General features: G+C 41.0%; 21 protein-coding genes, 1 tRNA gene and 1 pseudogene. 15 read left to right on the top strand and 8 right to left on the bottom strand.

The genetic code is table 11. From position 1 onward, the window contains the following. The first annotated feature begins 2 nt into the window (after positions 1-2). The 15 genes and pseudogenes from AACQ38_RS05070 (at position 3) to AACQ38_RS05000 (ending at position 18541) form a co-directional block, all read left to right on the top strand. On the top strand, positions 3-461 hold the full coding sequence (locus tag AACQ38_RS05070; RefSeq protein WP_011146750.1) for a phage tail protein: 459 nt from the start codon (positions 3-5) through the stop codon (positions 459-461). Next, a complete protein-coding gene (locus AACQ38_RS05065; RefSeq protein ID WP_011146749.1) occupies positions 458-637 on the top strand; it encodes a DUF5908 family protein in 180 nt (59 codons plus the stop codon). Before AACQ38_RS05070 ends, AACQ38_RS05065 begins: the two co-directional genes overlap by 4 nt. Continuing rightward, complete coding sequence (locus tag AACQ38_RS05060) at positions 624-1307, top strand: CIS tube protein (protein WP_011146748.1); 684 nt, start codon at positions 624-626, stop codon at positions 1305-1307. Before AACQ38_RS05065 ends, AACQ38_RS05060 begins: the two co-directional genes overlap by 14 nt. Next, on the top strand, positions 1304-2905 hold the full coding sequence (locus tag AACQ38_RS05055; protein ID WP_165577585.1) for a phage baseplate assembly protein V: 1602 nt from the start codon (positions 1304-1306) through the stop codon (positions 2903-2905). Before AACQ38_RS05060 ends, AACQ38_RS05055 begins: the two co-directional genes overlap by 4 nt. A gap of 13 nt (positions 2906-2918) precedes the next feature. Then, the gene (locus tag AACQ38_RS05050) at positions 2919-3335 is read left to right on the top strand and encodes a GPW/gp25 family protein (RefSeq protein WP_011146746.1); all 417 of its coding nucleotides are present in this window, start codon (positions 2919-2921) and stop codon (positions 3333-3335) included. Continuing rightward, on the top strand, positions 3332-3748 hold the full coding sequence (locus AACQ38_RS05045) for a hypothetical protein (RefSeq protein WP_011146745.1): 417 nt from the start codon (positions 3332-3334) through the stop codon (positions 3746-3748). The genes AACQ38_RS05050 and AACQ38_RS05045 overlap by 4 nt, the downstream gene beginning before the upstream one ends. 207 nt (positions 3749-3955) lie before the next feature. Then, on the top strand, positions 3956-6685 hold the full coding sequence (locus tag AACQ38_RS05040; RefSeq protein WP_165577583.1) for a hypothetical protein: 2730 nt from the start codon (positions 3956-3958) through the stop codon (positions 6683-6685). Beyond that, a complete protein-coding gene (locus tag AACQ38_RS05035; protein WP_165577581.1) occupies positions 6678-9581 on the top strand; it encodes a hypothetical protein in 2904 nt (967 codons plus the stop codon). The genes AACQ38_RS05040 and AACQ38_RS05035 overlap by 8 nt, the downstream gene beginning before the upstream one ends. Positions 9582-9708: 127 nt before the next feature. After that, positions 9709-10965, top strand: a complete 1257-nt coding sequence (locus AACQ38_RS05030; protein ID WP_165577579.1) for a tail fiber protein — start codon at positions 9709-9711, stop codon at positions 10963-10965. Between the two features lie 58 nt (positions 10966-11023). Beyond that, positions 11024-12883, top strand: coding sequence for a contractile injection system tape measure protein (locus tag AACQ38_RS05025; protein WP_165577655.1), 1860 nt, complete (start codon positions 11024-11026; stop codon positions 12881-12883). A gap of 9 nt (positions 12884-12892) precedes the next feature. Next, complete coding sequence (locus tag AACQ38_RS05020) at positions 12893-14977, top strand: ATP-binding protein (RefSeq protein WP_165577577.1); 2085 nt, start codon at positions 12893-12895, stop codon at positions 14975-14977. 24 nt (positions 14978-15001) lie between these two features. Then, positions 15002-15898, top strand: coding sequence for a DUF4255 domain-containing protein (locus AACQ38_RS05015; protein WP_165577575.1), 897 nt, complete (start codon positions 15002-15004; stop codon positions 15896-15898). Between the two features lie 143 nt (positions 15899-16041). Then, positions 16042-16968, top strand: coding sequence for a cycle-inhibiting factor (locus AACQ38_RS05010; protein ID WP_110826457.1), 927 nt, complete (start codon positions 16042-16044; stop codon positions 16966-16968). A gap of 247 nt (positions 16969-17215) precedes the next feature. After that, a pseudogene (locus AACQ38_RS05005) lies at positions 17216-17341 on the top strand (IS30 family transposase); the annotation flags it as partial. A gap of 54 nt (positions 17342-17395) precedes the next feature. Beyond that, the gene (locus AACQ38_RS05000; protein ID WP_165577573.1) at positions 17396-18541 is read left to right on the top strand and encodes a hypothetical protein; all 1146 of its coding nucleotides are present in this window, start codon (positions 17396-17398) and stop codon (positions 18539-18541) included. Positions 18542-18706: 165 nt separating this feature from the next. Here the strand turns inward: AACQ38_RS05000 and AACQ38_RS04995 are convergent, their stop codons facing one another. The 8 genes from AACQ38_RS04995 to AACQ38_RS04960 form a co-directional block, all read right to left on the bottom strand. Then, on the bottom strand, positions 18707-20092 hold the full coding sequence (locus tag AACQ38_RS04995; RefSeq protein WP_058588648.1) for a GntP family permease: 1386 nt from the start codon (positions 20090-20092) through the stop codon (positions 18707-18709). 2 nt (positions 20093-20094) lie between these two features. Beyond that, positions 20095-21060, bottom strand: a complete 966-nt coding sequence (gene denD / locus AACQ38_RS04990; RefSeq protein ID WP_165577571.1) for a D-erythronate dehydrogenase — start codon at positions 21058-21060, stop codon at positions 20095-20097. 168 nt (positions 21061-21228) lie between these two features. Then, a complete protein-coding gene (locus tag AACQ38_RS04985; RefSeq protein WP_011146734.1) occupies positions 21229-21996 on the bottom strand; it encodes a DeoR/GlpR family DNA-binding transcription regulator in 768 nt (255 codons plus the stop codon). 12 nt (positions 21997-22008) lie between these two features. Next, on the bottom strand, positions 22009-22788 hold the full coding sequence (gene otnI, locus AACQ38_RS04980; protein ID WP_165577570.1) for a 2-oxo-tetronate isomerase: 780 nt from the start codon (positions 22786-22788) through the stop codon (positions 22009-22011). Between the two features lie 18 nt (positions 22789-22806). Then, positions 22807-23448, bottom strand: coding sequence for a 3-oxo-tetronate 4-phosphate decarboxylase (gene otnC / locus AACQ38_RS04975; protein WP_041380095.1), 642 nt, complete (start codon positions 23446-23448; stop codon positions 22807-22809). Then, positions 23441-24718 carry a 3-oxo-tetronate kinase gene (otnK, locus tag AACQ38_RS04970; protein WP_011146731.1) on the bottom strand — a complete coding sequence of 426 codons (1278 nt, stop codon included), beginning with the start codon at positions 24716-24718 and terminating at the stop codon, positions 23441-23443. Before otnK ends, otnC begins: the two co-directional genes overlap by 8 nt. Further along, the gene (ltnD, locus tag AACQ38_RS04965) at positions 24718-25623 is read right to left on the bottom strand and encodes an L-threonate dehydrogenase (protein WP_011146730.1); all 906 of its coding nucleotides are present in this window, start codon (positions 25621-25623) and stop codon (positions 24718-24720) included. The genes otnK and ltnD overlap by 1 nt, the downstream gene beginning before the upstream one ends. Positions 25624-26016: 393 nt before the next feature. Continuing rightward, positions 26017-26101, bottom strand: a tRNA-Tyr gene (locus AACQ38_RS04960). Positions 26102-26378 lie beyond the last annotated feature (277 nt).

Below are 26378 nucleotides of genomic sequence, written 5' to 3'. Positions count from 1 at the left end.
ATATGCACAATCTATACACCCCGTCAGTGTCACACCGTTTTATCGCCAGTTTTCTGTTTAACAATATTCCCAGTCCACTTGATATTGCCTTTCAGCGCATATCGGGGCTCAGTCGTGAACTGCAAACTACTCAACACAGTCAAGGCGGGGAAAACGCCAGAAATGTTTGGCTGGCCGAGAAGATCCAGCACGGTAGTTTGGTATTGGAGCGTGGTGTGATGACGATTACACCGCTGACTCTGATATTTGATCGTGTCTTGCGTGGGGAAAAAGCGGTTTATGCTGATGTGGTCATCATGTTGCTGAATGAAAATTTTTTACCGGTGGCAAGCTGGACCGTGAGTAACGCGTTACCGGTTCGTTGGTCTACCGGTGACTTTGATGCCAATAGTAATGCCGTTTTGGTCAATTCCCTGGAGTTACGTTATCAGGATATGCGCTGGTTAGGAGTGAAAGCATGACTGTAGAAATTAAAGAACTGATTATTCAGGCCAAAGTTACCGATTCTGCGAGTGATTTATCTTCCCTGCGAACCTTAGCTCAAGAAGCACTGGATGACGCTCGCCTGATTGAGAGGGTGAAACGGGAGGTGTTAGAGGCATTACGTGAAACCGGGGGCGATTATGAGCTTAATTGAACGTAGTCTGTCCAAATTGACGCTGACGGCTTTTAAAGATCGGGAAGGTAAAATCTTGGTGGGCAGTTTACCGGTGATGTATAACCCCGATGCGATCCAGTTCAACTATCAAGCCAATTATAGAAACGATGAAAGCATTACCCATGCCCACCAAGGCAACCATTATGTGTCGTCTCAGCCCGCGGGCTTGTCATTAGATCTACTGTTTGATGCCTCTATGCCCGGCAACAATACGCCGATAGAAACCCAACTGGCGACACTGAAAACCCTCTGTGCTGTTGATGCCGGTACCAACGTCCCTCATTTTCTTAAAATCAAGTGGGGCAAAATGCGTTGGGAAAACAAAGGTTATTTTGCTTGCCGGGCCAGCGGTCTCAACATTCATTACACCTTGTTTGATCGGGATGCTATGCCGTTACGGGCAATTGCCACCTTATCGCTGGTGGCGGATGAGAGCTTTATTATTCAGGCCACTGAGCAGCAGTTAAAATCACCACCGGCTACTGCGGTTAGCGTAACCGATATGCTCTCTCTGCCATTGATAGCACTGGGTGCTGGCGCGGCTCTGGCGGGCGGTATCGATTATCTTTCGCTGGCTTGGCAAAACGATCTGGATAATCTTGATGATTTCACGCCGGGACAAACGCTACAAGCACGGAGGAAGGCATGAAGATACCTCCGATCGCGATTAAGATAGGCGGCAAAACGCTCAATCAGTTTACAGTTATCAGCCTGTCAGCCAATTACCCTATCAATGGCATTCCTTCGGCTAACGTCACTTTGGGTATTATTGGTGATTCCAGTCATATTTTTGATGCCAAGGTGCAGGCTGAGTTAGCAAATTGCCGCCCGAACCATGAACTTATCGTGCAAATGCAAGAAACCGTGTTGTTTAAGGGAGTCATCGTTCGGCAGACACTGGGGCTTAAAGGTCAGGACAGTTTAATGATTCTGACGGCAAAACATCCACTGCAAAAATTAACCCATAATTTTCACTCACAACTGTTCAGTAAGCAGAGTGATGAGGCGATTATCAAGAAGCTATGCAGTCAGGCTGGGGTACCTGTCACGATAAAACAGGCACCTCAACTTAAAACGGTACATGAGCAAATGGTGCAGTTTCGTTGCAATGATTGGACATTCTTAAAGAGCCGATTGAGTGCTACCAATACCTGGCTGCTCCCCAGCCATGATGCCGTTACGTTGGTCACGCCGGAATCACTTAATCGGTCAACTGTCCACACCATTCGTCAGCGCGGCGACCTGCGGGACATTGTGCTGTTTGAAGCGAATTTGCAATGGGATAATCAGCGCAGCCCCAAAACGGTGAGTGTACAGTCTTGGGATATTAACCAACAAAAGTTGTCTCAGGCGATTCAGGTAAAAAATAGTGGGTTTGGGCATGGTCAACTTGCTACCGACGCGCTGAAACCGCTGACCGATCAAGAGTGGCAATGGATTTTCAGCTCCCCATTGGATAATGAACAAACCAAGCAGTTTACTCAGGGCATCATGGGCAACCGGCGAAACCATAATATATCCGGCAGCTTTGAGGTTGCAGGCCATGATTGCTATCAGCCGGGTGATGTTTTGGCGTTAACTGGCTTTGGGGCGGGAATGGATGGTCAGGCGATTATCACTGGTGTCAGCCAGATCATTAACCCGCGGCAAGGTTGGCGTACCCGGTTAACGTTAGGCATGCAATCAGATATAGAACAGGTTATACCTCAGGTTAAAGAGTTGCATATCGGGATCGTAGAAAAATATCAACAGGATAGCCAATCGTTAGGCCGTATTCCGGTCAACATACCGGCCTTAAGCTTAACCAACGGCACCTTTTTTGCCCGTTTAGGCAAACCTTATGCTAGTCATGAGAGTGGATTCTGCTTCTATCCAGAGCCGGGGGATGAAGTAATAATCGGTTTCTTTGAATGTGATCCTCGTTTTCCGGTGATATTAGGTGCCATGCATAATCCTAAAAATAGATCACCGTTAGAACCCAGTGAAAAAAATCAAATGAAAACGTTAGTGATTAAACAGGGAGAGAATCAGCAGGCATTAATCTTCGATAATAAAGACAATACGCTCGCATTTAATAGTGGAAAAAATACCTTATCTTTGCAACAGGATAAAGATATCACCATTAATTCCGCTAAAAATCTCATCACTCAGGCGCAGGAAATTAATATTCAAGCCGAAAAATCCCTATCAGCCGCTGGAAAATCTGGGGTTGATATTAAAGGGGCGAAAATTAATTTAACACAATAATAGGTTAAATAAGATGGCAGACAAAATATTAGCCGATATTTATGGTCGGGGCTGGGCATTTCCGCCACAATTTTCTTCTCAGACGGGAGTCATCATGGCAGAAGGGGCAGAACATGTCCGCCAGAGTATGAAAGTACTTTTTCTCACCGAACCCGGTGAGCGGATTATGCGTGAAGATTATGGCTGTGGTTTGCATGATTATCTGTTTGAAAATATCACTGATGAATTAATGGCGCGTATTCAAACGCGTATTGAAGAGCGAATATTACGTTATGAACCCCGAGTGGAAATGACTGAAATTCAGGTGAATCAAAAAATAAATTTGCCTAATAGCCTGCATATTCAGGTGAGCTATGCCCTGAGAGGTAGCGAAATTAGCCAGCAAGTTGAAGGTATTATTAAGCTTGGTGAAGGAGAAGTGATCTTATGAGTAAACAACTGGTGGTTGATGGCGACACTTTGCTATTCGAACCCTTGTTCGGTAACCGGCAGGTCACTATTCTGGGGCCGGCAATCGTCCGGGGCAGTGGTCACGTTAAGATCCAAGGCAAAAAAATCGTAATGGTGGGGGATGAAAAAAAGATACAGCTTCAAGCACAATATATTACTCCTAGCCATCCAATACCCGGCATGGGTATGGTCACCATTGCTCAATTGGATGTCGGCCAGCAGGTAAATTTTTGTCGTAGCCCTGCCACGGTGATTGTGGTTGGACAGCAATTCATTGCCCGTTTTACCCCATCACAGCCAGCAAATAATCCATCGAGTGGCCCCGATATAACCGCACCCAGTATGGGAAAAGGCCGATTTATTGCCAGCCAATACGCTGTCAGTGCCGGATAAATAACTTCTATACCCGTCATCTTTCAAGTTGCTTCTTTGTTGGCTGCACTCACTCACCCCGGTCACATAGTTATCTATGCTCCCGGGGATTCGCTCCCTTGCCGCCGCGATGCATCTTGAAATCCATAGGGTATAAATTTATTTTTAAATAGTAATGATCTCCTGAAAACATATTAAAGTTATATTCAAATAACAGGTGGTATAAATATGGAACAGACCGAATTAGAAAATAAACTTACCGCTATGGTATCGGATACGACTTTTAAACTTGATGAAAGAAGTACGCGGGATATATTAAACTGGATTCAGGAATATACGGAAAAAATCCCTTTTGAACAGGGGAAAGAAAAATTCTGGCATAGCTTCTACTTTATTCAGGAAAATCATCCTCAGCAATTAGCGGATATTTACCAAAATGTGAATAAAGCCAATGGTCTTTTACCCGCTCATCAAGCTTTTTTATTGGCTTTTTTAAAACTTTTAGAAACGACAAAAATATTATTCAATACCTTTCCGGCGCGTCATCGCGATCTTTATTATCGGGAATTATTGGGTTTAACGCCGAGAAGTGCCCGAGCGGATCGGGTGGCGATAGGTATTACCTTGAATGGAGGTAACGCAGAATATCTTGTCCCTCAAGGAACTTACTTTGATGCCGGACATGATAGCGCTGGCAATCCATTACAGTATGTGTCCGAGTCGAATGTATTGGTGAATCAAGGAGAATTGACTGACCTATATTGGTATCGAAAAGAGGGCGATGGTTGGAAATCGGCAATGTCACTGAATCTTGCAGATAGCATTAAATTACCTGAGAACGGTATTCGGCTTTTTAGCCCAACACCTAATGATGTTTCAGTTCTGTCCGGTTACTTAATTACTTCGCCTTTATTTGCGATGTTAGCAGGAGAGCGCACGATTAAAGTCACATTAGCCAGCAAGTGGGATGGTGAATCTGAGCATATCACGGCTAATATCAGCACAGAAAATCGCTGGCTTTCCTTGGCGGTAAAACTTGTCAACAAAACAACGCTTGAACTTGGATTGTCTGCCAGTGATGCGTCGATAACTCCTCCTGATGCCTTGGATAATATGACGTTTGATGTACCGGTATTAAAACTGGGTACCAAACAGGGACCGATTTTGCCCAAAATTATAGACATAGAAGTCAGCATTAATGGTAACCAAAGTGTGTACTATGCCTCTGATGGTGGTATTGAACGAACGGATGCATCCAGTTTTCCCTTTGGTCAATCACCGTTGCTAGGCTCCGGTTTTAATCTGATTGCCCCTGAATGGTATGGCACTGAAAACGCAACGCTCACGATTACTCCCCAATGGGTTGGCTTGCCCAAAGAAGGTTTTAAAGAGTGGTATAAGGAGGTTAAGAAGGGTAAAGAACTTAACCCTGTTTATAGGATTACTGCAAATGACGCATTCAAAGTACAGGGCTATTTAATCACTCCTCAAGAAAGAAAGACACTCAGTGCTACCCAATCGTTATTTGGTGGAGATAAGGAACCACAGGTCCAAAGCTTAAAATTCACCTTACCGGCAATGAATCACCTTGTTGCAGATAGCTCATCGCCCAATGAATGGCCTGCGTCTGTGCGTATAGAACTGGCCGGACAGGATTTTATGCATACCCAATATTGGCAAGATCCTACCGGTAAGAATTTACCTTATACCCCACAAATCAGTGCATTGCAGATTCAATTCAGCGCTAAAGCTAAACCTGAGCAATTTGCTGTTTACCCTCTGACGCCTTTTGGCCGGGGCGAGGCAACAGCAGAAATGCCTGCATTAACTCATGAAGCATTCTATTTAGGCTTCACGGGTGTACAGCCGGGGCAAACTTTATCTCTTTATTGGCAATTAGAAGGTATTAAGAAGCTCACTTTATCTTGGTTTTATCTCAACAAGCACAATACCTGGCGTAAATTGGATAAATTAGTTGATGATCAAACCGGTAACCTGTTTGAGCGAGGTATCTGGCGCACCTTATTGCCAAAGGAGGCTTCAAATAAAGCCGCTTTGATGCCGACGGGGCGGTACTGGTTGAAAGCTGAGATAGTTGGAAAGACAGATCCCCAAGATTACCCACTTATTAAAGGTCTGCTATATAACGCCACCACCGCCACCTTAGCTAACGCAGAAACTGTTGAGCAAGAGCATTTTATTAATGGATTGACCGCCGACAGCATAAAACAGCCGGTAACCACTATTCCGGCAATCAGCAGTGTTACGCAACCTTGGGCTTCTTGGAATGGTCGCCCGCAAGAGAGTGAGCAAGCCTTCTTAACACGAATCCCTGTCCGGTTGTCCCATCGTAACCGAGTGTTGAGTTGGGGAAATATGGTCACCTTACTAAAGGATCATTTTGTCAGCCTACTTGATGTCAGACACCATTCAGGCAGTAAATTGACTACCATTCCGGCACCGGAAGAGCAACAACTGATAGTTATCCCGGACAGCCGTTACAAGGATAATGATGATGCGTTACGCCCAAAATTGAACCCGGCGCGATTGGCTGAGATGGTCGAATGGTTAAGTCAATTAAGTAGCCCTTGGGCAACCATTGAAATCAACAATCCTACTTATGTTGATGTTAATGTGGACTATCAAGTGACCTTCATCTCTGGCGTTAATTCTGACTATGGCCACCATCAGCTACAACAGCAATTAAACCGGATATATATGCCGTGGGCGGAGAATCCTGCTATCGGCGTGACGACCGGTAACTGCATTGACTATTACCAGTTATTAGCCACCATCCAACAATCCCCTCTGGTAGAACGTGTCACCGATTTAAGCATAACCATAGCTAACCGAACTACGGGTGACGTGGGTGCAAGTATCGAAGCCAACGATGACGAAGTGTTGATTTTAGTTTGGACAGATAAGCGTTCTTTAAACCAAGGAGTTAACAATGAATAATCAGGATGCTCTGTTTCCCATCGTTAAAGACGATATTGCCTTTGATACCTTACTTGCTCAGGCTAAGGCTGTGATTGAGCAATATTCCGGTCAATATTGGAGTGATATGAGTGAAAATGATCCCGGTATCACTTTATTGGAAGCCTGTTGTTATGGTGCGTCTGATTTAGCTTATCGTCACTCATTACCACTGAAAGATCTGCTTACGCCCAAACCAGAGGAACAGAACGGCAGAGAGGGTATTTTCCCGCAGGAATTTGGCCCGCAACAGATGCTGACCTGTGGTCCAATTACGCTGGCGGATTATCGTCGGGCATTGCTAGATTTGCATAGTGACGACACGGTTGAGGGTTACTTTTTATTTAATGATGCACAGCTGATATGCGAACCTCAAGATCAACGCTACACATACTGGTATAGCAAGAAGGAACGCGAATACAGTTTTATTCAAAACCCGGCTTCCGAGAGTGAACAATTAACATTAAGAGGAAATTATTGGCTTTATTTGCTGCCTAGCCGGGAAACTCAGGCCGATAATAAGCTGGCTCAGGAGAAACTTAACGCTTTCCTGAAAGATAACCGTAATCTGGGGGAATGGGTGAGTCGGGTTATCTGGTTAAAACCTGTTGATTTGCCATTGAAGATTGATATTCAGCTTGATAATGACGTCAAAGATATCGCTGATGTATTTGCCCAAATTTATATGACAGCGGAACAAACGGTGCAGGAAAAGCCGCTACGTTATACCACTCAAGCAATGAAAGAGATGGGTTACAGTAATGAAGAAATTTTTGATGGGCCTTATTTGCATCACGGTTGGATACCTGAATTACCGCCGACCAAAGATTACAACGGTGCCATAGTGTTAAGTTTAAGCCATTTGGTTAACCAATTATTGGCTATCAAGGGAGTTCAAGGTATTACTCGGCTGGAATTAGATAAAGATAATAAGGAAATTATTTCTCTGCTACCGCAAGATAATTGGTCTTGGGAAATTGCAAAAGGATATTATCCCAGATTATGGGGCAGTGATCCCTTAAAATTGATTACCTCACCAAACAGTCCATTGAATATTATTGCCAAAGGTGGCGTGAAAGTTACGGTTTCTAGCGAAGAGATCAAGAAAAAGCTTATTACAGAACCGTTGATTAATACACAACCGGAATTATTGAACTGGGGTAAGCATCGTAAAGTGCGGGATTATTACCCGGTAAGCAATAAATTACCCGCTTGCTATGGATTGCAGACTAATAAACATAGCTTACAACAACTACAGTTACACCAATTTATGTTGCCTTTTGAACAACTGCTAGCTAATGGCTGTGCAGAACTTGCCTTATTGCCAAAACTATTGGCGTTTACACAACGGGGAAATACGGTATACGGTGCACAATGGCCTTTTAAAGTTAATTCCGTTAGTCAGAACGTTCATCAGGCGATAATGCCTGACTTAATTAAGAAACTGAATGATGATGGGCAAATTGAGAACGATGGTGGCATCCATGAGCGAAACTATGCAAAAGAGCTAGCTATCCTTGAATATCTGTTAAGTTATTTTGGTGCTCATCGAGCGGCCAGACCACTTATTCTCAATCCACAGGATTTTCTATCCACTCAGCGCGGTTATTTGGCTCAACAACCAGAGCTGGCCTATCATCGTAATAATATTTGTATTGATAAAGTATCGGCGTTGCAAAAACGAATTGCCGCTCGGTTAGGCTTGGGAAGAAAATGTTTTAATGAACCGCCTGATTTGGCTGATCTACCTTTCTATTTAATTGAGCATCGTCAATTGTTACCCGTGAAACCTGATCCGGTATTCAATAGTGAACAAACACCTGATAATCTGGAAATTAAAGATCATCCTGATTCTAAAAGCCATCACTTAATTATTACTCAGCAAAGTACGGCAGGGCAGTTATTGCATGGTCAGATAATTGACTTAATTGTTAAAGGTGAGGGCGGATTCACATTACGGGGCCAAGTGATCACGGAAATTACAGAAAAATCATTTTATCTTGATACCCGTAACAGTGTTGCTCTGGAATACAATTTGGACAGAGTACAACAAGCGTTTATCGATAAAAAACTATGCTGGCAAAATAGCCCGGTGTGGTTGGAAGATATGGATTATCAATTGGTTTATGCCGATGAGACAGATCAAATCGATGTCAAAGATGAATGCTGGATCACTTCCAGTCCCCAAAGCCCTTTTCCAGCCATGATTAAAGAAGGTGATGAAATCACGCTAAAATATAAAATTACCCCTTATGAACCAACCAAAAAAATAGTAGCTAGCATGAATTCTCCATCTGACTATATGCTTAAAGCTGTGGTAAAGAAATTCGATCGTATTGAGGGTAAAATATTAATTAAACGAGATAAAGACAATGAGGCTGCTTTTCCACAAAAGGAAAATGCATGGCGTTATCGCTGGTATTTCTCTGGGGCAGAATACGCGCATACTGATCGTTTCTCATTTGTCGTCAGCGTAGTCATTAATCGTCAGTTAATTGAAAATAGCAAAGTTGATCCTCATAAATTGGAATCATGGGTAAAAACTGAGATTTTAACTGAATTTCCGGCACATGTTTCCATGATTATCCATTGGTTACCCTTAGAGCATTTCAGGAATTTTGCCAGCACCTATAAACATTGGCAAAATAACGGTTCTGCTTTAGGGGATGAAGCATACCATATTTTGGAAATGTTAACGTTAGGTCGTATACCTTCCCCATTAACGGGAACAGGGAATATGAGAATTGCTACTGAAGAACAAAGAACTGAGGTTATTGGTGAATCTGAAACAGAATGGCATTCTGGATTTATTGAGAGTAACCAGTTGCTGTATATACCGAAAATTCAGGAAGATATTAATCGTAATAAAGGGGATTAATATTGTATTGCAATAGGAGATACTTATTGCACTATTAAATTCATTGTCTTTAATGATTATGTCATTATACAGTCGTAATTTTAGGATATTAGCAATAGCATAGACTAATATATATAAGGTGATAAAAATGGAAAAGAAAAATAATCTATCTAATTCAGAGATTAATCCAGAAAATACCAATAATAAAACAGAATCTCCTTCGGCGGATGATTTAAAAAAACGCTTTAAAGCAGGTAGTATTCCATTGCAAACTGATTATGAACGCTTGATTAATATGGCTGATATTGGCCGTAAAGCAGTAGGGAAAGCACCGCAACAAAATGGACCAGGAACAGGATTGAAGTTGGATGATAATGGTACGCTTAATTTAAAGATAGGTACTATCCCCGATCTTGCCGATAAAGGCTTTTCTCCATTAATGTTAAAAAATGATATTTTATCTGTAGACCTTGGTAGTGGTTTGATTAATCAAGACAATGGAATATCTGTTGGTCAAGGTAATGGTATTGTTGTAAATACAGATAATATAGCTGTCAAGGCCGCTAATGGTATTACTGTTGATGGTAGTGGTGTTTCAGTTAAAGCGGGTAATGGTATTTCTGTTAGTGGAAATGGAGTAGAAGTTAAGGCCAAGAATAATGGCAGTATTTCTGTCGAGCCAGATGGTATAGCTGTTAAATGTTGGGATGGGGGTGGTATTGTGGTAACTGATAATACCGGTCTTTATTTGAAATTAGAGGGAGGAAATACAAACAATGCTTGGAGTGGTGTAAGTGGTTTGAGCCTGAGTAAAAATGGTGTAAAAGTTAAAGCGGGTAATGGTATTAAGGTCGATGATAAAGGTGTCAGCATTGATCCTAACAAAGTCCTTCCTAGAGGAATGATTGTGATGTTTTCTGGTAGCAGTGTTCCTGAGGGATGGGCATTGTGTGATGGTAAAGATAATAGGCCCAATCTTATTGATAGATTTATCATGGGAGGTACAACACAGAATATTGGTGGTAAGTCTTCAGATTCATTTTCGGGCGCTAAAGACAATAAAAAATTCACGTTCATATCAGAAAGCCAGACCGTTCGTATATCAGGAAGTACTGACGGACATGGATTAACTGCTGATGAAAATGGTCCTCACCAACATGAGCAAGGTGAAACTCTAAACAGGCAAGGTAAGTGCCATAATGGCTATACAGAAGATAATACTGATCGTGACTGGGTTGACGGTGGTAGACGAGGTCCTGAGCCACCTAATTATAGGGCATACACATTTCCAAGCGGTAAGGGAAATCCACACTCTCACCCTATAAATCTGACCAGCGGTGGGCATAATCATAGCAATAATGTTACTGTGCCGTATTATATATTGGCTTTCATTATTAAACTTTAATATCTATGAAGAAATTGAGAGTTTAAATTATCAATTAATCTCAAAGAGAGTACTATTTATGATTTCGGAGAAAAATTTGTTAAATCGAATTACTATTACTATTGAAGCTAATAATCAACAAGGAGCTAAAAAATTATTACATGGTTCTCTGCTCAATCAAATCGGTGTACGTAAATTATTTAATTTATATTTTAATAAACATGTTGTTAGTCAGGATATCTATTTGGATAAATTAACGCTGAATCTTGGTGAAATTAACTCACCTGATTTTAATTCATTATTCCCTATTCGTCTTAATTCTGAATTAAATAAATCATTAGATCAATATTGTAAAAATAATAAGGAAAAAACCATTACAGAAAATTCAATAATATCCAAAAGTGCCGGTAAGTTTTCTTTATTACAGAGTGATTATTTATCTAATATCGAGGAATTTATCCAGTATTTATATCAAAAAGATATTAAATTAAATCATGAAAAAGCAATGGAGAGTAATAGGAATATTAATGTTAATGCTGAGTCTTTAATTAATCAATTAATGAGAATAGAGAAAAATTTAACATTATTATTAGCAAAAAGCTGCTTATCTGAGCACGGTTTACAACGGCTTTTAGCTATCAGCCAGCCAACTTTATTAAGCGAAATTAATCACAAATTATCGGAGAATATAGATAGATCTCAGCATCAAGGAAAGGTAGTTACCTCTTGGCAATTGGTCTTGAATGCATTGGGATATATACAGCGGCATAATATGCAGGAAATACCTAAACCAGATATAAAAGTGATATCATATATCATGGCTGAATTTGATAGCAGTATGCTTGATATTGTGCCTATTATTACCTTATTTCGCCAAAATATAATCGCTGAAAGTACCTCATTAAATGCATGGTTGAAGCCAATTTGGCAAATAGAATGGATTCCAAAACTGTGTAAAAAACACCTCTCTGTTCAGGAATATAAAAGTTTAGCCAATCGTTTTGGCTGTGAAACTCAGACTTTTAGAGAACAATCTTTACAGCAAACAGATCCAGTTAATTCAATGATTACTGAGCTATTACTGAAATTATCTACAAAACATCGGGAAAATTTACCACCATTAAGTCAGCATCAACTTTCATCAATAACTCTTTCATTGATCACTACAGCGATTCAAAAAGGAGAAATAAAAGTAAAAAATATCATCCAGTTATTGCAACATCCAGCGTTATATAACCAAACAGGGACAACTTGGTTAGCCCCACTATGGCAATTAGGCTCTGTTTCACAACTCTGTAAAAAACATCTCTCTGCTGAGGAGTATAACAAACTGTCGCAACGTTTTATGTCAAATAATGCCAATCAAGCATTAATCCCTCAAGATCAGACAATATTATCAATATCAAATAATTTTCACGTCAAAGATAATAATTGTAATCAATATCAGATAAGTAATGCTGGAATATTAATTCTATGGCCGATGTTACCCGCTTTATTTAATCAACTAGATCTACTTGAGGAGAAGAAGTTTATTCATCAGCAAGCTCAATTTAGGGCGGTTGATTTCCTTGATTATCTTATTTGGGGAGATGAAGAGGGTCTGGTAGAGAGAAAAACCCTAAATAAAGTTTTATGTGGGCTAATGATTGATGAAGAGACGCAATCAATTCTTGTTGAACCAGAAAAACAGTTAATAATAGCACAATGGTTGGATGTGATTATCGCTCAACTTCCGGGCTGGAAAAAACTGAGCCGTAATGATGTTCGCCAACTGTTTTTACAACGACCGGGTGAATTACTGATAGATAAACAGGAAATCAAAATTACGCTACAACATCAGCCATTTGATCTGTTATTAGCTGACTGGCCGTGGCCGTTAAATATCGTCAAACTCCCTTGGTTAAATTGTCCTTTACAGGTTGACTGGCAAAATATTTAAAAGGTCTATATGAACTCTTTACTTAAAAATAGCCACTACGTGGTGACGGAATTACATTGGATTTATCCCCATCTGGAGCGTATCGATCTGCTATTACAGCGCTATTATTATCAAAAGAGGGAAAGGTACGATTCATTACCGGAGAGTTTTTTACTTACTGAGAATAAGGTAGAGGAATATTTGATACAACCGCAAGGCTTTCCTCATTGGCTATTTGAGGAGGGTAATATTGTTGATCATCCGAAAACCGAAGAACATTTTGCTTCTGATGCGCTGTCTTTATTGGTTGAACGTTTTGAACTCACGGAGTTTGAGCGTGATGTCTTATTACTCGGTTTATTGCCACATTTTGACAGCCGTTATCATGCATTATTTGCTGCTCTGCACGGTAATAGTAAAAAACAGTGGCCTGGCTTTGCTTTAGCAATTGAATTATTTAGTCAACGCCACAGTGATTGGCAATTATTGCAAAACTGCTTTTTACCATCCTCACCATTAATAAGGAACCAACTATTACGGCTCAATAACCACGAAGAAGCTATCTGGTTACAAACGCAATTTTTAACCCACAGCGCCGTTTGGCATTTTTTATCAGGACAACAGGTAATTTTTCCGCCCCTAATAAATTGTGCTTATTGGCATTCTCCTACTTCGAACGTTTGGTATCCATCAACTCTTTATCATTCACTTGAAAAGATATTATTGAATGAAACTGATGAAATTCGCCCGTTGGTGATACTGAGAGGAAAACAGGGCAGCGCCAGAGAATTAGCGGTCAGCAATATTATGGCGTTTCATAGCATCAGTACTCTAATTTTGGATTTAGCTCGATTGCCAGAGGAAGAGAATTTAACTGTAATAGCTAGTTTGCTGGCAGATGCAGTGAGAGAAGCACGGTTACATAATGCTTGTTTATTAATTCGTCATTTTTCTTTACTTGCAGATGAAAAGAAAACATTGAATAACCTATTATCCATTTTGCTGCATCAACCCAAATTACCGGTGGTTTGTTTAGTAGAGCCGGGAGACGCATTAGTCTGGATTAAACATTTATCAATGGTGCAAATTGAGATGCCGGTAGCTACACGGGTGGATAAAGAATCTATGTTGAAAGAATGTTTACCGGATAATGCCGCTCAGAAAGTTAATCTTGCACAATTGTGTCAGCGTTTCTCATTTACCGCGGAAACTTTACCGTTAATTCTTAAAGAAGCTTATCAATATCAAATATTACGACAACCAGATGATCAATTAGAAGAGATAGATTTACGTAAAGCATTAAGTTTCCGCGCTCAACAGAATTTAGGTAAACTGGCTCGACGAATAACGCCAAAACGTAATTTTAATGATTTAGTGGTTTCTGATGAATTAGCTCAACAATTGAAAGAGATTATTGCAACGATTAATTACCGTGACCAGATTTTGGGTGCTGGCTTTCAGGAAAAAGTAGGTTATGGCACGGGTATTAGTGCACTGTTTCACGGTGAATCGGGAACGGGTAAAACGATGGCCGCAGAAGTGATTGCCGGGCATCTTGGTGTTGATTTGATTAAAGTTGATCTTTCTACCGTGGTGAATAAATATATTGGTGAAACGGAAAAAAATATCGCCCGTATTTTCGATTTAGCTGAATCGGATTCCGGGGTACTGTTTTTTGATGAAGCCGATGCACTGTTTGGCAAACGCAGTGAAACCAAAGATGCTCAAGATAGACATGCCAATATTGAAGTTTCTTATCTGTTACAACGGCTGGAGGATTATCCGGGATTGGTGATTTTAGCGACTAATAACCGTAGCCATTTGGATAGCGCTTTTAATCGTCGTTTTACTTTTATTACCCATTTTACTTATCCTGACGAAGTATTACGTAAAAAAATGTGGCAAACTATTTGGCCTGAACAACTGAAATTATCCGGCGAAATTGATTTTGCACATTTGGCTAAACGAGCTGATTTGACTGGGGCTAATATCAGAAATATTGCCTTATTGGCATCAATATTAGCCACAGACAATAATAGTGAAAAAATTGAGCATCAACATATAGAGCGGGCAGTTATTCTCGAATTAAATAAGAGTGGCAGACTGATTTTTTAAATATTTATTAAATTTGGAGTCGATATGAAAGATATCATTGAACCTAACAATGCTATTGTCGAAGTTAATAATGCATTAAAAGATATTCTATCTCGATATTTAAATAATATTGATATTCGTTTTGATTTGCCAGATATAGATTCAATTCCATCTAAACCGACAATAAGTGTATTTCTTTATGATGTACATGAAGATTTGCAATTACGCTCTGCTGAACCAAAGCGTTATAATCCTGTGACTAATTTATTGTTACCGGGATGGGTCAATATTAATTATAATTATTTAATTACTTACTGGCATTCGAATAAACCCTCAGTTGATGGTAGTAGCCCGGATAGTCAGCCTGATAATCAGGCGGCAAAAATAATGACCTCTATTTTGAACGCGTTGATTAATCATCGTCAATTACCCAAAATTCCTGGTGCCTACACCAAAGTTATTCCACCACAGGAAAATTTAAATAGTTTAGGTAATTTTTGGCAGGCTCTTGGCAATCGACCTCGACTTTCTTTATTATATTCCATTACCGCACCGGTGAAACTTCAAGATATTACAAATATAGTAGAGCCAGTTATGGATATTTCCCATTCTGTGGATCAAAAACTGTATCTGACTAGCTCACAAATATGTCAGGAATTATTAGAAAAATTATGTGTTGATTTAGGTGGTACGGAAGATATACGTTTGGCACTGACTAAAGTGAATCTAACAATTGAACCGCTTGTACCAGCCACAGGCAATAATGAAAATGAAAAAATTATTCTTGAGGCTTCAGGTATTACTTTTTCAACCTATTACTCTAAAATAAAAGAGATTCTTTCAACATGGGTAAACAGTCGTAAAGCAGTTGTTAAGATAAATGGCATAGGTATTATTGTTGATAAAGTAGATTTTAATAAATTAATTAGCATTGAAAAGTAATTACTTAATTAATTACCCATAATAAGATGGCAAGTAATAGAAGATAACAATATTTTTATTGATTGCTTTATATAAAAACATCTTGTTATTAGTAGTGTTTTAATCTATATATTACTTACTTATAACTCTTGGGTGATGATATTATGCCAATCAGCAATCTTGCAAAAGAATCTGAAGTTCGTGCCGTAAAAGATATACCCTGTAAAAATATAGAAACTGATAATCATCTGGAAATAGGTCTTTCTTCTGGCTTATCGAGATCAAAGGATACCTCAAAATTTAAAAAAAATAGTATAAATACCATAAAATTGATAGATGATATTATCGCACTACATAATGATCCGAAAGGGAATAAATTACTGTGGAATGATAATTGGCAGGATAAAATCATTAATCGGGATTTGGCGAATATATTTGAAAAGATTGATGAAAGTGTTTCTGAATTAGGTGGTCTTGAAATGTACCAAGAAATGGTTGGGGTAAATCCTTATGATCCTACTGAGCCAGTTTGCGGTTTATCTGCCCAAAATATATTTAAATTAATGACTGAGGGAGAACATGCAGTTGATCCAGTAGAAATGGCCCAGACAGGGAAAATAGATGGTAATGAATTTGCTGAAAGCGTTGATCAGCTTAGTAGTGCAAAAAATTATGTTGCATTGGTTAATGATCGTCGACTTGGGCATATGTTTTTAATTGATATTCCATCCAATGATCAGGAAACAGTGGGATATATCTATCAATCAGATTTAGGACAAGGGGCATTACCTCCGCTGAAAATAGCAGATTGGTTAAATTCCAGAGGAAAAGATGCCGTTAGTCTTAATAAATTAAAAAAGTTGTTAAGCCGTGAGTTTAATCTATTATCTGATGATGAAAAGAGAGCGTTGATTTCAGAGACGCTTGATATACATAAAGATGTATCTAATGTTGAGTTGGATAGAATAAAGAGAGATAGAGGGGTGGATATTTATTTAACCGAATACGATGTTAATAACTTTTATGAAAATATTGAAACATTAAAATCTAAACTTTCTAATTATGATAAAAAATTGAGTAAACCAAAATGAATTGTGTTATCTAAATATTATATTAGGATTGTCAGAATAATATTAGGTAAATCAAAGTCTTGGATATACCCAATGGATTTCAAGATAGATCGTGACGGCAATGGAACGAATCCCCGGGAGCATAGATAACGATGTGAGCGGGGTGAGTGCAGCCAACAAAGAGGCAACTTGAAAGATGACGGGTATATTTATGCCTAAGGATTCTGTGAGTCACTTTATCGTAGAAGATTTAATACTCCTTAGGCAAGGAGTGTCTTTGTGTCATGAAACTATTTATAGATAGATTTGTAAAGATAAAATAAAATGAGGTGATTTATGGAAGCATCTGAGGATTGCCAGTAAATATTATTGTAAACGATATGGTTGCTATGAGTTCGAACCCTCGTGGTTATAAGAATTTTATCTTTGAAAAGGTAGAGGTGATTATATGTATGACTCGAAAAAAAAGAATAGTGAACCAACAACAAAGAAGAAATTTGAAAGAAGTAATTATAGTCAATGGGATGACAGCATTAACCACTATGAAGACATGAATCGTGCCAGAATAAAAAACAGAAATGATATATTGACCACTGTTGATTATTTTGGTGAAAAAAAGAAGAGAATGCATACATTTGAATACCATTCGGATATTAAACATGATACTAATTTTAATAATAAAAATAAGTCATTGTTTGAGTCTTTCGCTGCATCATTTGTTTTACAAAATCCATCTTTTTTTTCAGGTGTAATAGATAAATTATCAAAAAAATTATTCAATATAATATCTAAGATCGATGAAAAAAATAATTTCCAAAAAAAACTGTACGATTTTATTGAAAAAGATACGAGTCCAGAGGGCCAATTTGGCCGATTTACTCTAGGTAAAAATGAAATCTTAAATGTATTGCAAGTAAAATCGGATACTCCTCAATTATTTGTTAAAAAAATGCTATTAATAAAGTCTTTGGGAGCTTTTATTATTGATTTTTCCTCAAAAGATATTGGAAATTATGATTTTATCTTTGATGGAAAAGGGAGAGAAGTAAATGATATAATAGAGAAAAACAGACCAACTAATCTTTTTAAAGTTAGAGGAAGGAGCAATATTAAGAGCAGCCAACATCGTTCAGATATAGGTATTTTAGATACTCCAACCTTTGATAGTCTTACGGAAGAGCAAAAATCATTTTTAACCATTCCTGAACTTACAAAACGTAGACCATTATTTAGAACATTTACACATGAATTGGATGCTGAGGATAAAAGGGTTGTAGAGTCAGTGTTTGTTAACAGAACCTTTGATTGTGATTCTCCATTAATAGGATCCGTATCTGGTAGTACATCTTGTGTTTTAGTTGCGGCTGATATTTTATTCCCTGATATGACTATGGTGGAAAGGAAGAAATTAGCAATAGCAACCTTTGCATTTTTAGTTGGTGGTGGATACCATTCAGCAACTGAGGTGTTTGATGTTGCCTATCCTGGATTAGATTTGAATAAAGAAATAAAAGAATTGATTGAGAATAACCCGATCCAAGAAAATGCTGGTGTGGCTACCTTACGGCAGCTTATCGGAAACAGCGGTTTTTAAGGACAATGATAGTGTTGCGTATATACCTAGGCCCTATATTGCAGTTGTGGCTTTCTATGATTAAGAAATAAAACTCTGTAAGCGTCGTAGGATTATCAATAATCTGATTCAGGCCCCCCATACAAGAGAGGCCGAATTAATATCGCTTTATTGGTGAGTAGGCGTCTATAACACCAGATCCAAGATGATGACACCACACAAGCCAATCGCCCATGCAATAGTGGTGGGTATTGACCAAACGAACATCTGTTGTTTGGCATCTTTGATTCCCATCATGCGGTTAACGACCCAGAATAGGCTGTCATTAAAATAACCAAAGAATAATGAGCCCATCGTTGCTGCTTGTGCGGCAACCAGCATGTTGATCCCCGGAATTTGACTAATAATTGGCGCAGAAATAGAAGCAGCAGTAATCATTGCCACCGTGCCGGAACCTTGAATTAAGCGAACCAGTGTTGCGATGATAAATGGAATCAGCACCGGTGTTAGTGGGAGAGTGGCTATATATTGCGCCAGAATGGTGCCGGTACCACTTTCGCGCAATACTGCTCCTAACGCACCGCCTGCGCCTGTCACCAATAAAATAATACCGGCAGCCTGTAAACCTTCTTCCAGACGGTCAATGACTTCATGTTTATTGGCTTTTGGCATCAAGGTATAAACCGCCAATAATACACTGATGGCTAAAGCAATAACGGGTGCACCAAGGAAATCAAATGTCTGAAAATAGAAGTTGTTTTCTTGTCCAGTCAAAGTTTCAGTGTTTAATAATAGGCTATTAATGGCTTTAATGAAGATCAAAACGATAGGGACAATAATCGGCAGCAGGGAAAGAAATAGGCTCGGTAGCGGTTTGTTCGCTTTCTCTTCCATGTAGCGTTGGTGGATTGTTTGTAGATCTTGCGCTTCTTCTGCTTCATCAATGGGTTGAAATTCAGGATATTTTACTGCTAACCATTTGGCATAAAATACAATGCCAATAACGCAAGGCACCGCCAGAACCATACCGGTTAACATCATGGCACCAATGTCGACACCGAAAATACCAGCAACCCCCAGTGGCCCCGGTGTTGGCGGAACAGTGTGGTGGGTAACAACCAATCCGCCGGCCAATGCCACGCCAAGCGTTAGAAGATGACGTTTTCCCTTTTTTGCGAGTGCTTTTGCCAGTGGGTAGAGGATAACAAAGGCAGAGTCGACGAAAATTGGGATACTGACGATATAACCGGTGATCGCTAATGCCCACTCTTCGCGTTTTTTACCTAACCATTTGATAAAGCTGTAGGCTATCTGTTCCGCGGCGCCGGAAACTTCCAGCACCCGTCCCATCATGACCCCCAGACCGATAACAATTCCGATACTGCCCAGTGTGGAGCCAAAACCTTTAGTCATAACATCAATGGTATTTGCTGCGGTTAAGCCACCAGAGAGCCCGGCGATCGCTGCTGCGATGAGCATGGCTAATAAAGCATGAACACGGGTACGTAGCACCAGAAAGATCAACGTAAATACGGCTACACCCAGACCAACGACCGGAATGTAGTGTTCCATAATTAGCCTCCAGTTTGGGACAGGTTATTGGTAATAAAGGCACGGATTGTATCACTGAAAGTATTATCAGCATGAAAACCCAGTGATAAGCCACGGCTGATATCGAAATGACCCGGCCAACTGGCAACAATACGGTTAATGTTTTCGTCTGGTTCGAAGCGGATGAGTTCCACCGTTTTCTGCCCGGCAACCTCTGCCAGTGCATCAATCATCTCCTGAACCGTGACACTAATACCCGGTAAATTGACTGTGCGGGAAAGACCAAATTTTTCCGCCGGAATTTGAACCGCATGTATAAAGTTGTGGATCACGGTTTCAGGGCTGGAGAGCCATAAAGTCAGATCGCGAGAAACTGGGCAGATGCTGCTTTCTCCGTGTAGAGGTTCACGGATGATAGCACTGGCAAAAGAAGATGCTGCTTTGTTTGGCTTCCCAGGGCGGATACTGATTGTCGGTAGACGAAGAACTCGGCCATCGACATATCCTTTGCGGGAGTAATCGTTAATCATCAATTCACACATGGCTTTCTGTGCGCCATAGGATGATTGAGGATTAACCGCACATTGATCTGTAATGGTTGCGGGTAATTCTCCACCAAATACGGCCAAGGAGCTGGTGAAAATAAATTTCAATTTTGGATTTTTAGCCCGGGCAACGTTTAATAAGTTGCGAGTAACATCAAAGTTAACTTGCAAGCCAAGATTAAAATCGCTTTCAGCGTGACTACTGACAATGGCGGCGAGATGGAATAATACCGTGCTGTTTTCATCGATCAGCTTTTCCGCAGCCCTTGATTGAGTTAAATCCAATGCCAGACACTGGACGCGGGGATCATTAACCGGTGAGACAGGGCATTGAATATCGGTCAATATAAGTTGATCGAAATTTAATGTTTGATGGTTGTTTAGCAAGGTGCTGGCGAGTTGCTGGCCTAGAAAACCTGCTCCACCAGTGATTATGACTTTCATTGCGACTCTCCTTGTTTAATAGCTTTGGTTATATATACCCGTCATCTTTCAAATTGCCTCTTTGTTGGCTGCACTCACTCCGGTCATATCGTTATCTATGCTCCCGGGGATTCACTCCCTTGCCGTCGCGATCCATCTTGAAATCCATAGGGTATAGGGTTTTTATCCTTATACGCTGACAGTATGTAATACCAGATTGTGTTCTCGTAATTGTTGCTGCACTTTCGGCGGAAGCTGGCTGTCACAGACAATATCATCCAAACTTGCAAGCGGGCAGACCCGAAACATGCCGTATTTGCCATATTTACTGCTATCAGATACCAAAACACGACGGCGGGCGATTTCCAATACTGCCTGTTTGACTAATACTTTTTCTTCATGTGGCGTGGAGACACCATGCTCTAGATCCCATGAACTGGTGCTAATAAAGGCAATATCCACATTTAGATTGCGAAGCAGCATGGCGGCGATAGGGCCAACACAGGAATGATTTCTCTTATCTACCTGCCCCCCGGTATGGAACAGATTTAATTGGGGTTTGTTCATCAGATATTGGGTAATGGAAAAATCGTTCGTGATGATAGTGAGGTTAAAACGCTCAGCCAAGACTCTGGCAATTTCAAACGTGGTGGTGCCAGCATCAAGATAGACCACTTGTCCATCTTCAACCATAGAGACTGCATATTGACCAATTTCCCGCTTATGGCGATGATTAAGCTGGGCTTTTTCATTCCAAGGCAATTCCTGACGTAAAACATCACTAAGTTGCACACCGCCACTGACACTAACGACTTTTCCTTCTTCCTCCAGAGTGTGGATATCCCGCCGTACTGTCATATGTGAGACATTCATCAGTTTAACCAGTGTACTGATAGAAATTGTCCGATATTCGTGTACATAGCGATAAATAAAGTCCCTACGCTCTGATGGAAGCATATCTTCTCCTGATTATTTCTGTGCTTTGGTCAACCAATCCAGACCCTCTTCGGTGTAACCCGCAGGGTGATATTCACAGCCCAACCACCCTTGATAGCCCATTTCATCCAGTTTGTTAAATAGCCACGGATAGTTCACTTCGCCGCTATCGGGTTCGTGGCGTTCGGGCACCGAGGCAATCTGGATGTGACTGAATTTGTCCCATAGACGTTCAATGGTGCGTAGCAAATCCCCTTCCATAATCTGGCAATGATAAAGATCTAGTTGGATAAAAACATTTTGACGGTCAATTTCTTTGAGTAATGTTTCAGCTTGATGCTGAGTTGTCAGAAAGTAACCCGGCATATCACGCGTATTAATTGGTTCAATTAATACGTTGATGTTATGTTCTACCATCACATCAGCGGCATATCGAATGTTTCTGATATAACACTCACATTGTTGTTCTGGTGTGAAGTGTTCATGCAGCTTTCCCGCCATCGCATGAACTTGCTTGCAGTTCAGCGCCAGTGCATATTTCAGCGCGGTTTGCACACCGGCGGCAAATTCTTTTTCACGGCCAGGCATAGAGGCTATTCCTCTTTCTCCCGCCGCCCAGTCTCCGGCGGGCATGTTGAATAGAGCTTGAGTTAATTGATGCTGTTTTAATAGGGCAGCAAGCTCTTCCGCTGCGACTTCATAAGGAAACAGATATTCAACGCCTTTAAATCCAGCTTTGGCTGCACGGGCAAAACGTTCTGTGAAAGGTACATCATTGAACATCATGCTCAAGTTTGCCGCGAATTTAGCCATAACGAATTCCTTGTTTGTTCACTCAGTTTTTGGGTAACGAGTTTCAAGTTCTTGTACTTGCTCTTCATTTAATGTCGTGAAGCCGTGTGGCAATAAGGTTAAATAGAGCCGTGCGGTATCTTCCAATTCTTCTGCGTTGAAAAAAGCTTGCCGTAAAGTTTTGCCGCCGACAACAGGTCCGTGGTTCGAGAGGAGGATTGCGTTGTGTTTTGCGGCCAGCTTCGCAATTTCTTCACCGATTCTTTCATCTCCTGGTGGCAGATATTTGACCAGAGGCAGTTTTCCGACCCGCATGACATAGTAGGGCGTAATCGGAGGTAGACAGTTACTTCTATCCAGATTGGATAGGCAGGAAAGGGCAGTTAACCAAGGGGAATGTAGATGGACCACCGCATGGCATTCGGGACGGTTGCGGTACATGGCCAAATGCATGGAAACTTCTTTTGTGGGTTTGTCACCGGATAGCCAATTACCCTCTGCATCTAGCTTACTCAGGCGATTCGCTTGCAAGTCACCAAAACTGGAGTTGGTCGGCGTGATGATAATCGTGCCATCTTCCAGTTTGGCGCTGATGTTACCTGCACCGCCACTGCTATAACCCCGGTAGAACATTGAACGAGCCCATTCGACTAACTCTGACCTTAGTGCTTGTTCACTCATGAAACATCTCCTGTACATGCAGGAAGAAATCGATATTGCCGAAGTTACCTGATTTCAATGCCAGCCAATAATTGTGTTGTCGATCGTGTACCCAAGGTACGCCGGGAGCAATGGGTGCACCGATACTGAATTGTTGGATGTCCAAGCTTTGTACTATCTTACCGGCAGTCTCGCCGCCTGCGACAATAAAGGTATTGAATCCTAGCTGACTCAGACCTTTTACAACGCTGGCGAAGGTGTTTTCTATTGCTTCACTGGCAGTAGTTGCACCATATTGTTGCTGGATTTTCTGTAATGTTTCTGGGAGGTGAGTCGTGTATAGCATCGGTGCCAGATAGTTTTCGGATTGCTGAATAACCCACGCAACCAGCTTTTCGGCATATTGTGGATCATTGATGCATGAATCAATATTCAGGGCTTTAGTTGGAGCGAATTTCTGGTATAGAGCAACTTGTTTGTTGGTCATGACGGAACAACTGCCAGAAAGGATCACGGTGCGTCTATTCTCGGCGGGTGGGGTTGCTCCTTCCGGTTGGTATGGCATCAATGGCTTACCGGTGTCTGTGCTGGCAAGGGCAGCACCAAGACCAGAGCCACCAGTGATTAATTTCAGCGCTGATGCCGCTCTGGCAATAGGCAGTAGGTCATTCATGGAGAGGGTATCTGTTATTGCGTAGCGTATGTTTTGTTGTTGTAAATGATTTAGCCTTACGCGGATTGCCTGCTCGCCTTGGTGTACACATGCCAGATCCACCAGATCTGCTTTCCCTTGAGCTTGTTGTTCTATTAGGCGCAGTAGATTGGCATCTGTCATTGGTGTCACCGGATGGTGCTGCATACCACTTTCATTAAGTAGTTGACCGTTGACAAATAGATGCCCATGTATAACGGTTCGCCCGTTAACGGGAAGGGCAGGGGAGATCAGCGTGATGTCTGTTTGTAGTTCATCCATCAGGGCATCCGTGACCGGCCCAATATTGCCTTTGCTGGTAGAGTCAAAAGTTGAGCAGTATTTGAAGAATATTTGTTGACAACCTGTTTTCTGACGTAACCAGCGGCAGGATTTCACTGCGTTATTCACGGCTTCGTCTATCGGGCAGGAACGGCTTTTCAGGCTGATAACGATAGCATCAATATCCTGTGGAATGGCGATATTTTCATCAGGTGTATCCAGTAACTGGACAACTCGCCAACCGCTTTGTGCCATAAAACCGGCGATATCGGTTGCGCCGGTAAAGTCATCAGCGATAACGCCCAATTTAATGGTCATTATTTTTTCTCCGGCAAAGTGATACCTTTAAATGTTTTGATAACCGCGCTGTCATCCCATTGGCCGAAACCTTCATTACTGGCAGTAAGGAACATTTGATGTGCAGTGGCTGATAATGGTAATGGGAGTTTCAGATCTCTACCTGTTTCTAAGACTAATCTCAGATCTTTGACAAAAATGTCTACGGAGGATTTAGCAGTGTAATCCCCTGCCAGAATATGGGGGACGCGGTTTTCAAACATCCAAGAGTTACCCGCTGCGTGGGTGACAATGTCGTACATCAGCTCCAGAGAAATGCCGGCTTTGGCCGCCAATGCCATACTTTCCGCTGCGGCAGCAATATGTATACCGGCAAGTAATTGATGGATTGTTTTGACGGTAGAGCCTTGACCAATTTCATTTCCAACATGGTAGAGACGTTCGGTGGTGGCATCAAATACGGGTTTTAGTTGTTCAAATAATGCGGGTTCACCGGAAGCCATAACGGTGAGCTGGCCTTGTTCAGCTTTTAGTGCGCCCCCTGAAATAGGCGCGTCCAGCATGTTTAGATTGTGTTGGCTAAGACGATGGGCAAAATCTTTAGCCTGTTCTGCGGCAACGGTACTGTGAAGCACAATGATCGTACCGGCTTTTAACTGGTTGACTAACGGTGTTTCGCCCTCAAACAGGATGCTTTCTATTTGAGCACCATTGACAACAACAAGTAAGATAGCATCCAGCTCTGATGCCCAATTTGCTGCGTTGTTTGTCGCCGCTTTAGCGCCTGCTTGTAGTAGTTGGTCACAGGCTTTTTGGTTTAAATCAAATCCATACGTGGGAATGCCCGCGCGTATTAACGCGCGGGCAATTCCCATGCCCATAGCCCCCAATCCTATAATTCCTATTTTTTGTATTGATTGGCTCATGGTGGTTCCCTGGTGTTGTTGTTATAATTTGTTATTCTTTTATCATTATTTCACACGTCATTTCACAAATACACGATGGTTATCACATTCTAATGCCCGCTGTTTGAAGGTGGTTATTTTTGTAATTATTTGATTTATATTATTTATTGTTGATTTTTGCGAAATGTTAAATTTCACATAAAGGTGTGATAAGAAATATCATTATGGGTACATTAAGGTTGGGTAAGCGCTTTTCACTGAATTCTTTTAAAGATGTTAGTTAGTCTCTGGAACTGTTAAGGGTAGGTAATTTAGGAGCGTTGCTGTAGGTTGTCTGTTTTTGGAGGAATCAAGGGGTGTATTGGATGTTAACTTAGGAAATTAGGTTTGTTTGTAATGCTCGGAGGACATTTATGGTGGTGGGGGAAGGATTCGAACCTTCGAAGTCTGTGACGGCAGATTTACAGTCTGCTCCCTTTGGCCGCTCGGGAACCCCACCAGATTTTGAAATATATCACTGTTGCTAACAGTGGCCGGAATCATACCAAATGAGCCGCAGCTGTAAAGTAGATATTTAAAAATAAGTGACGATATGCTGATTTTCCATCCTTATTGATCTTGTTGTGAGCAAAGAAGTGGTCTGTTTGCTGGTGGCGGGGGAAGGATGATTCATCATTTTTGAAAAGTCACTACTACTGCTTACAGCGGCCAGAATCACATCAAATGAACTGCCGCTGTAAAGCATATGCTTGAAAATAAGTTACCGTGTCCTGTTT

Origin of the sequence: Photorhabdus sp. RW14-46 (assembly GCF_963887965.1) — a bacterium.
Classification (GTDB): Bacteria; Pseudomonadota; Gammaproteobacteria; order Enterobacterales; family Enterobacteriaceae; genus Photorhabdus; species Photorhabdus laumondii.
This window is presented reverse-complemented; position numbering and strand designations above follow the sequence as displayed.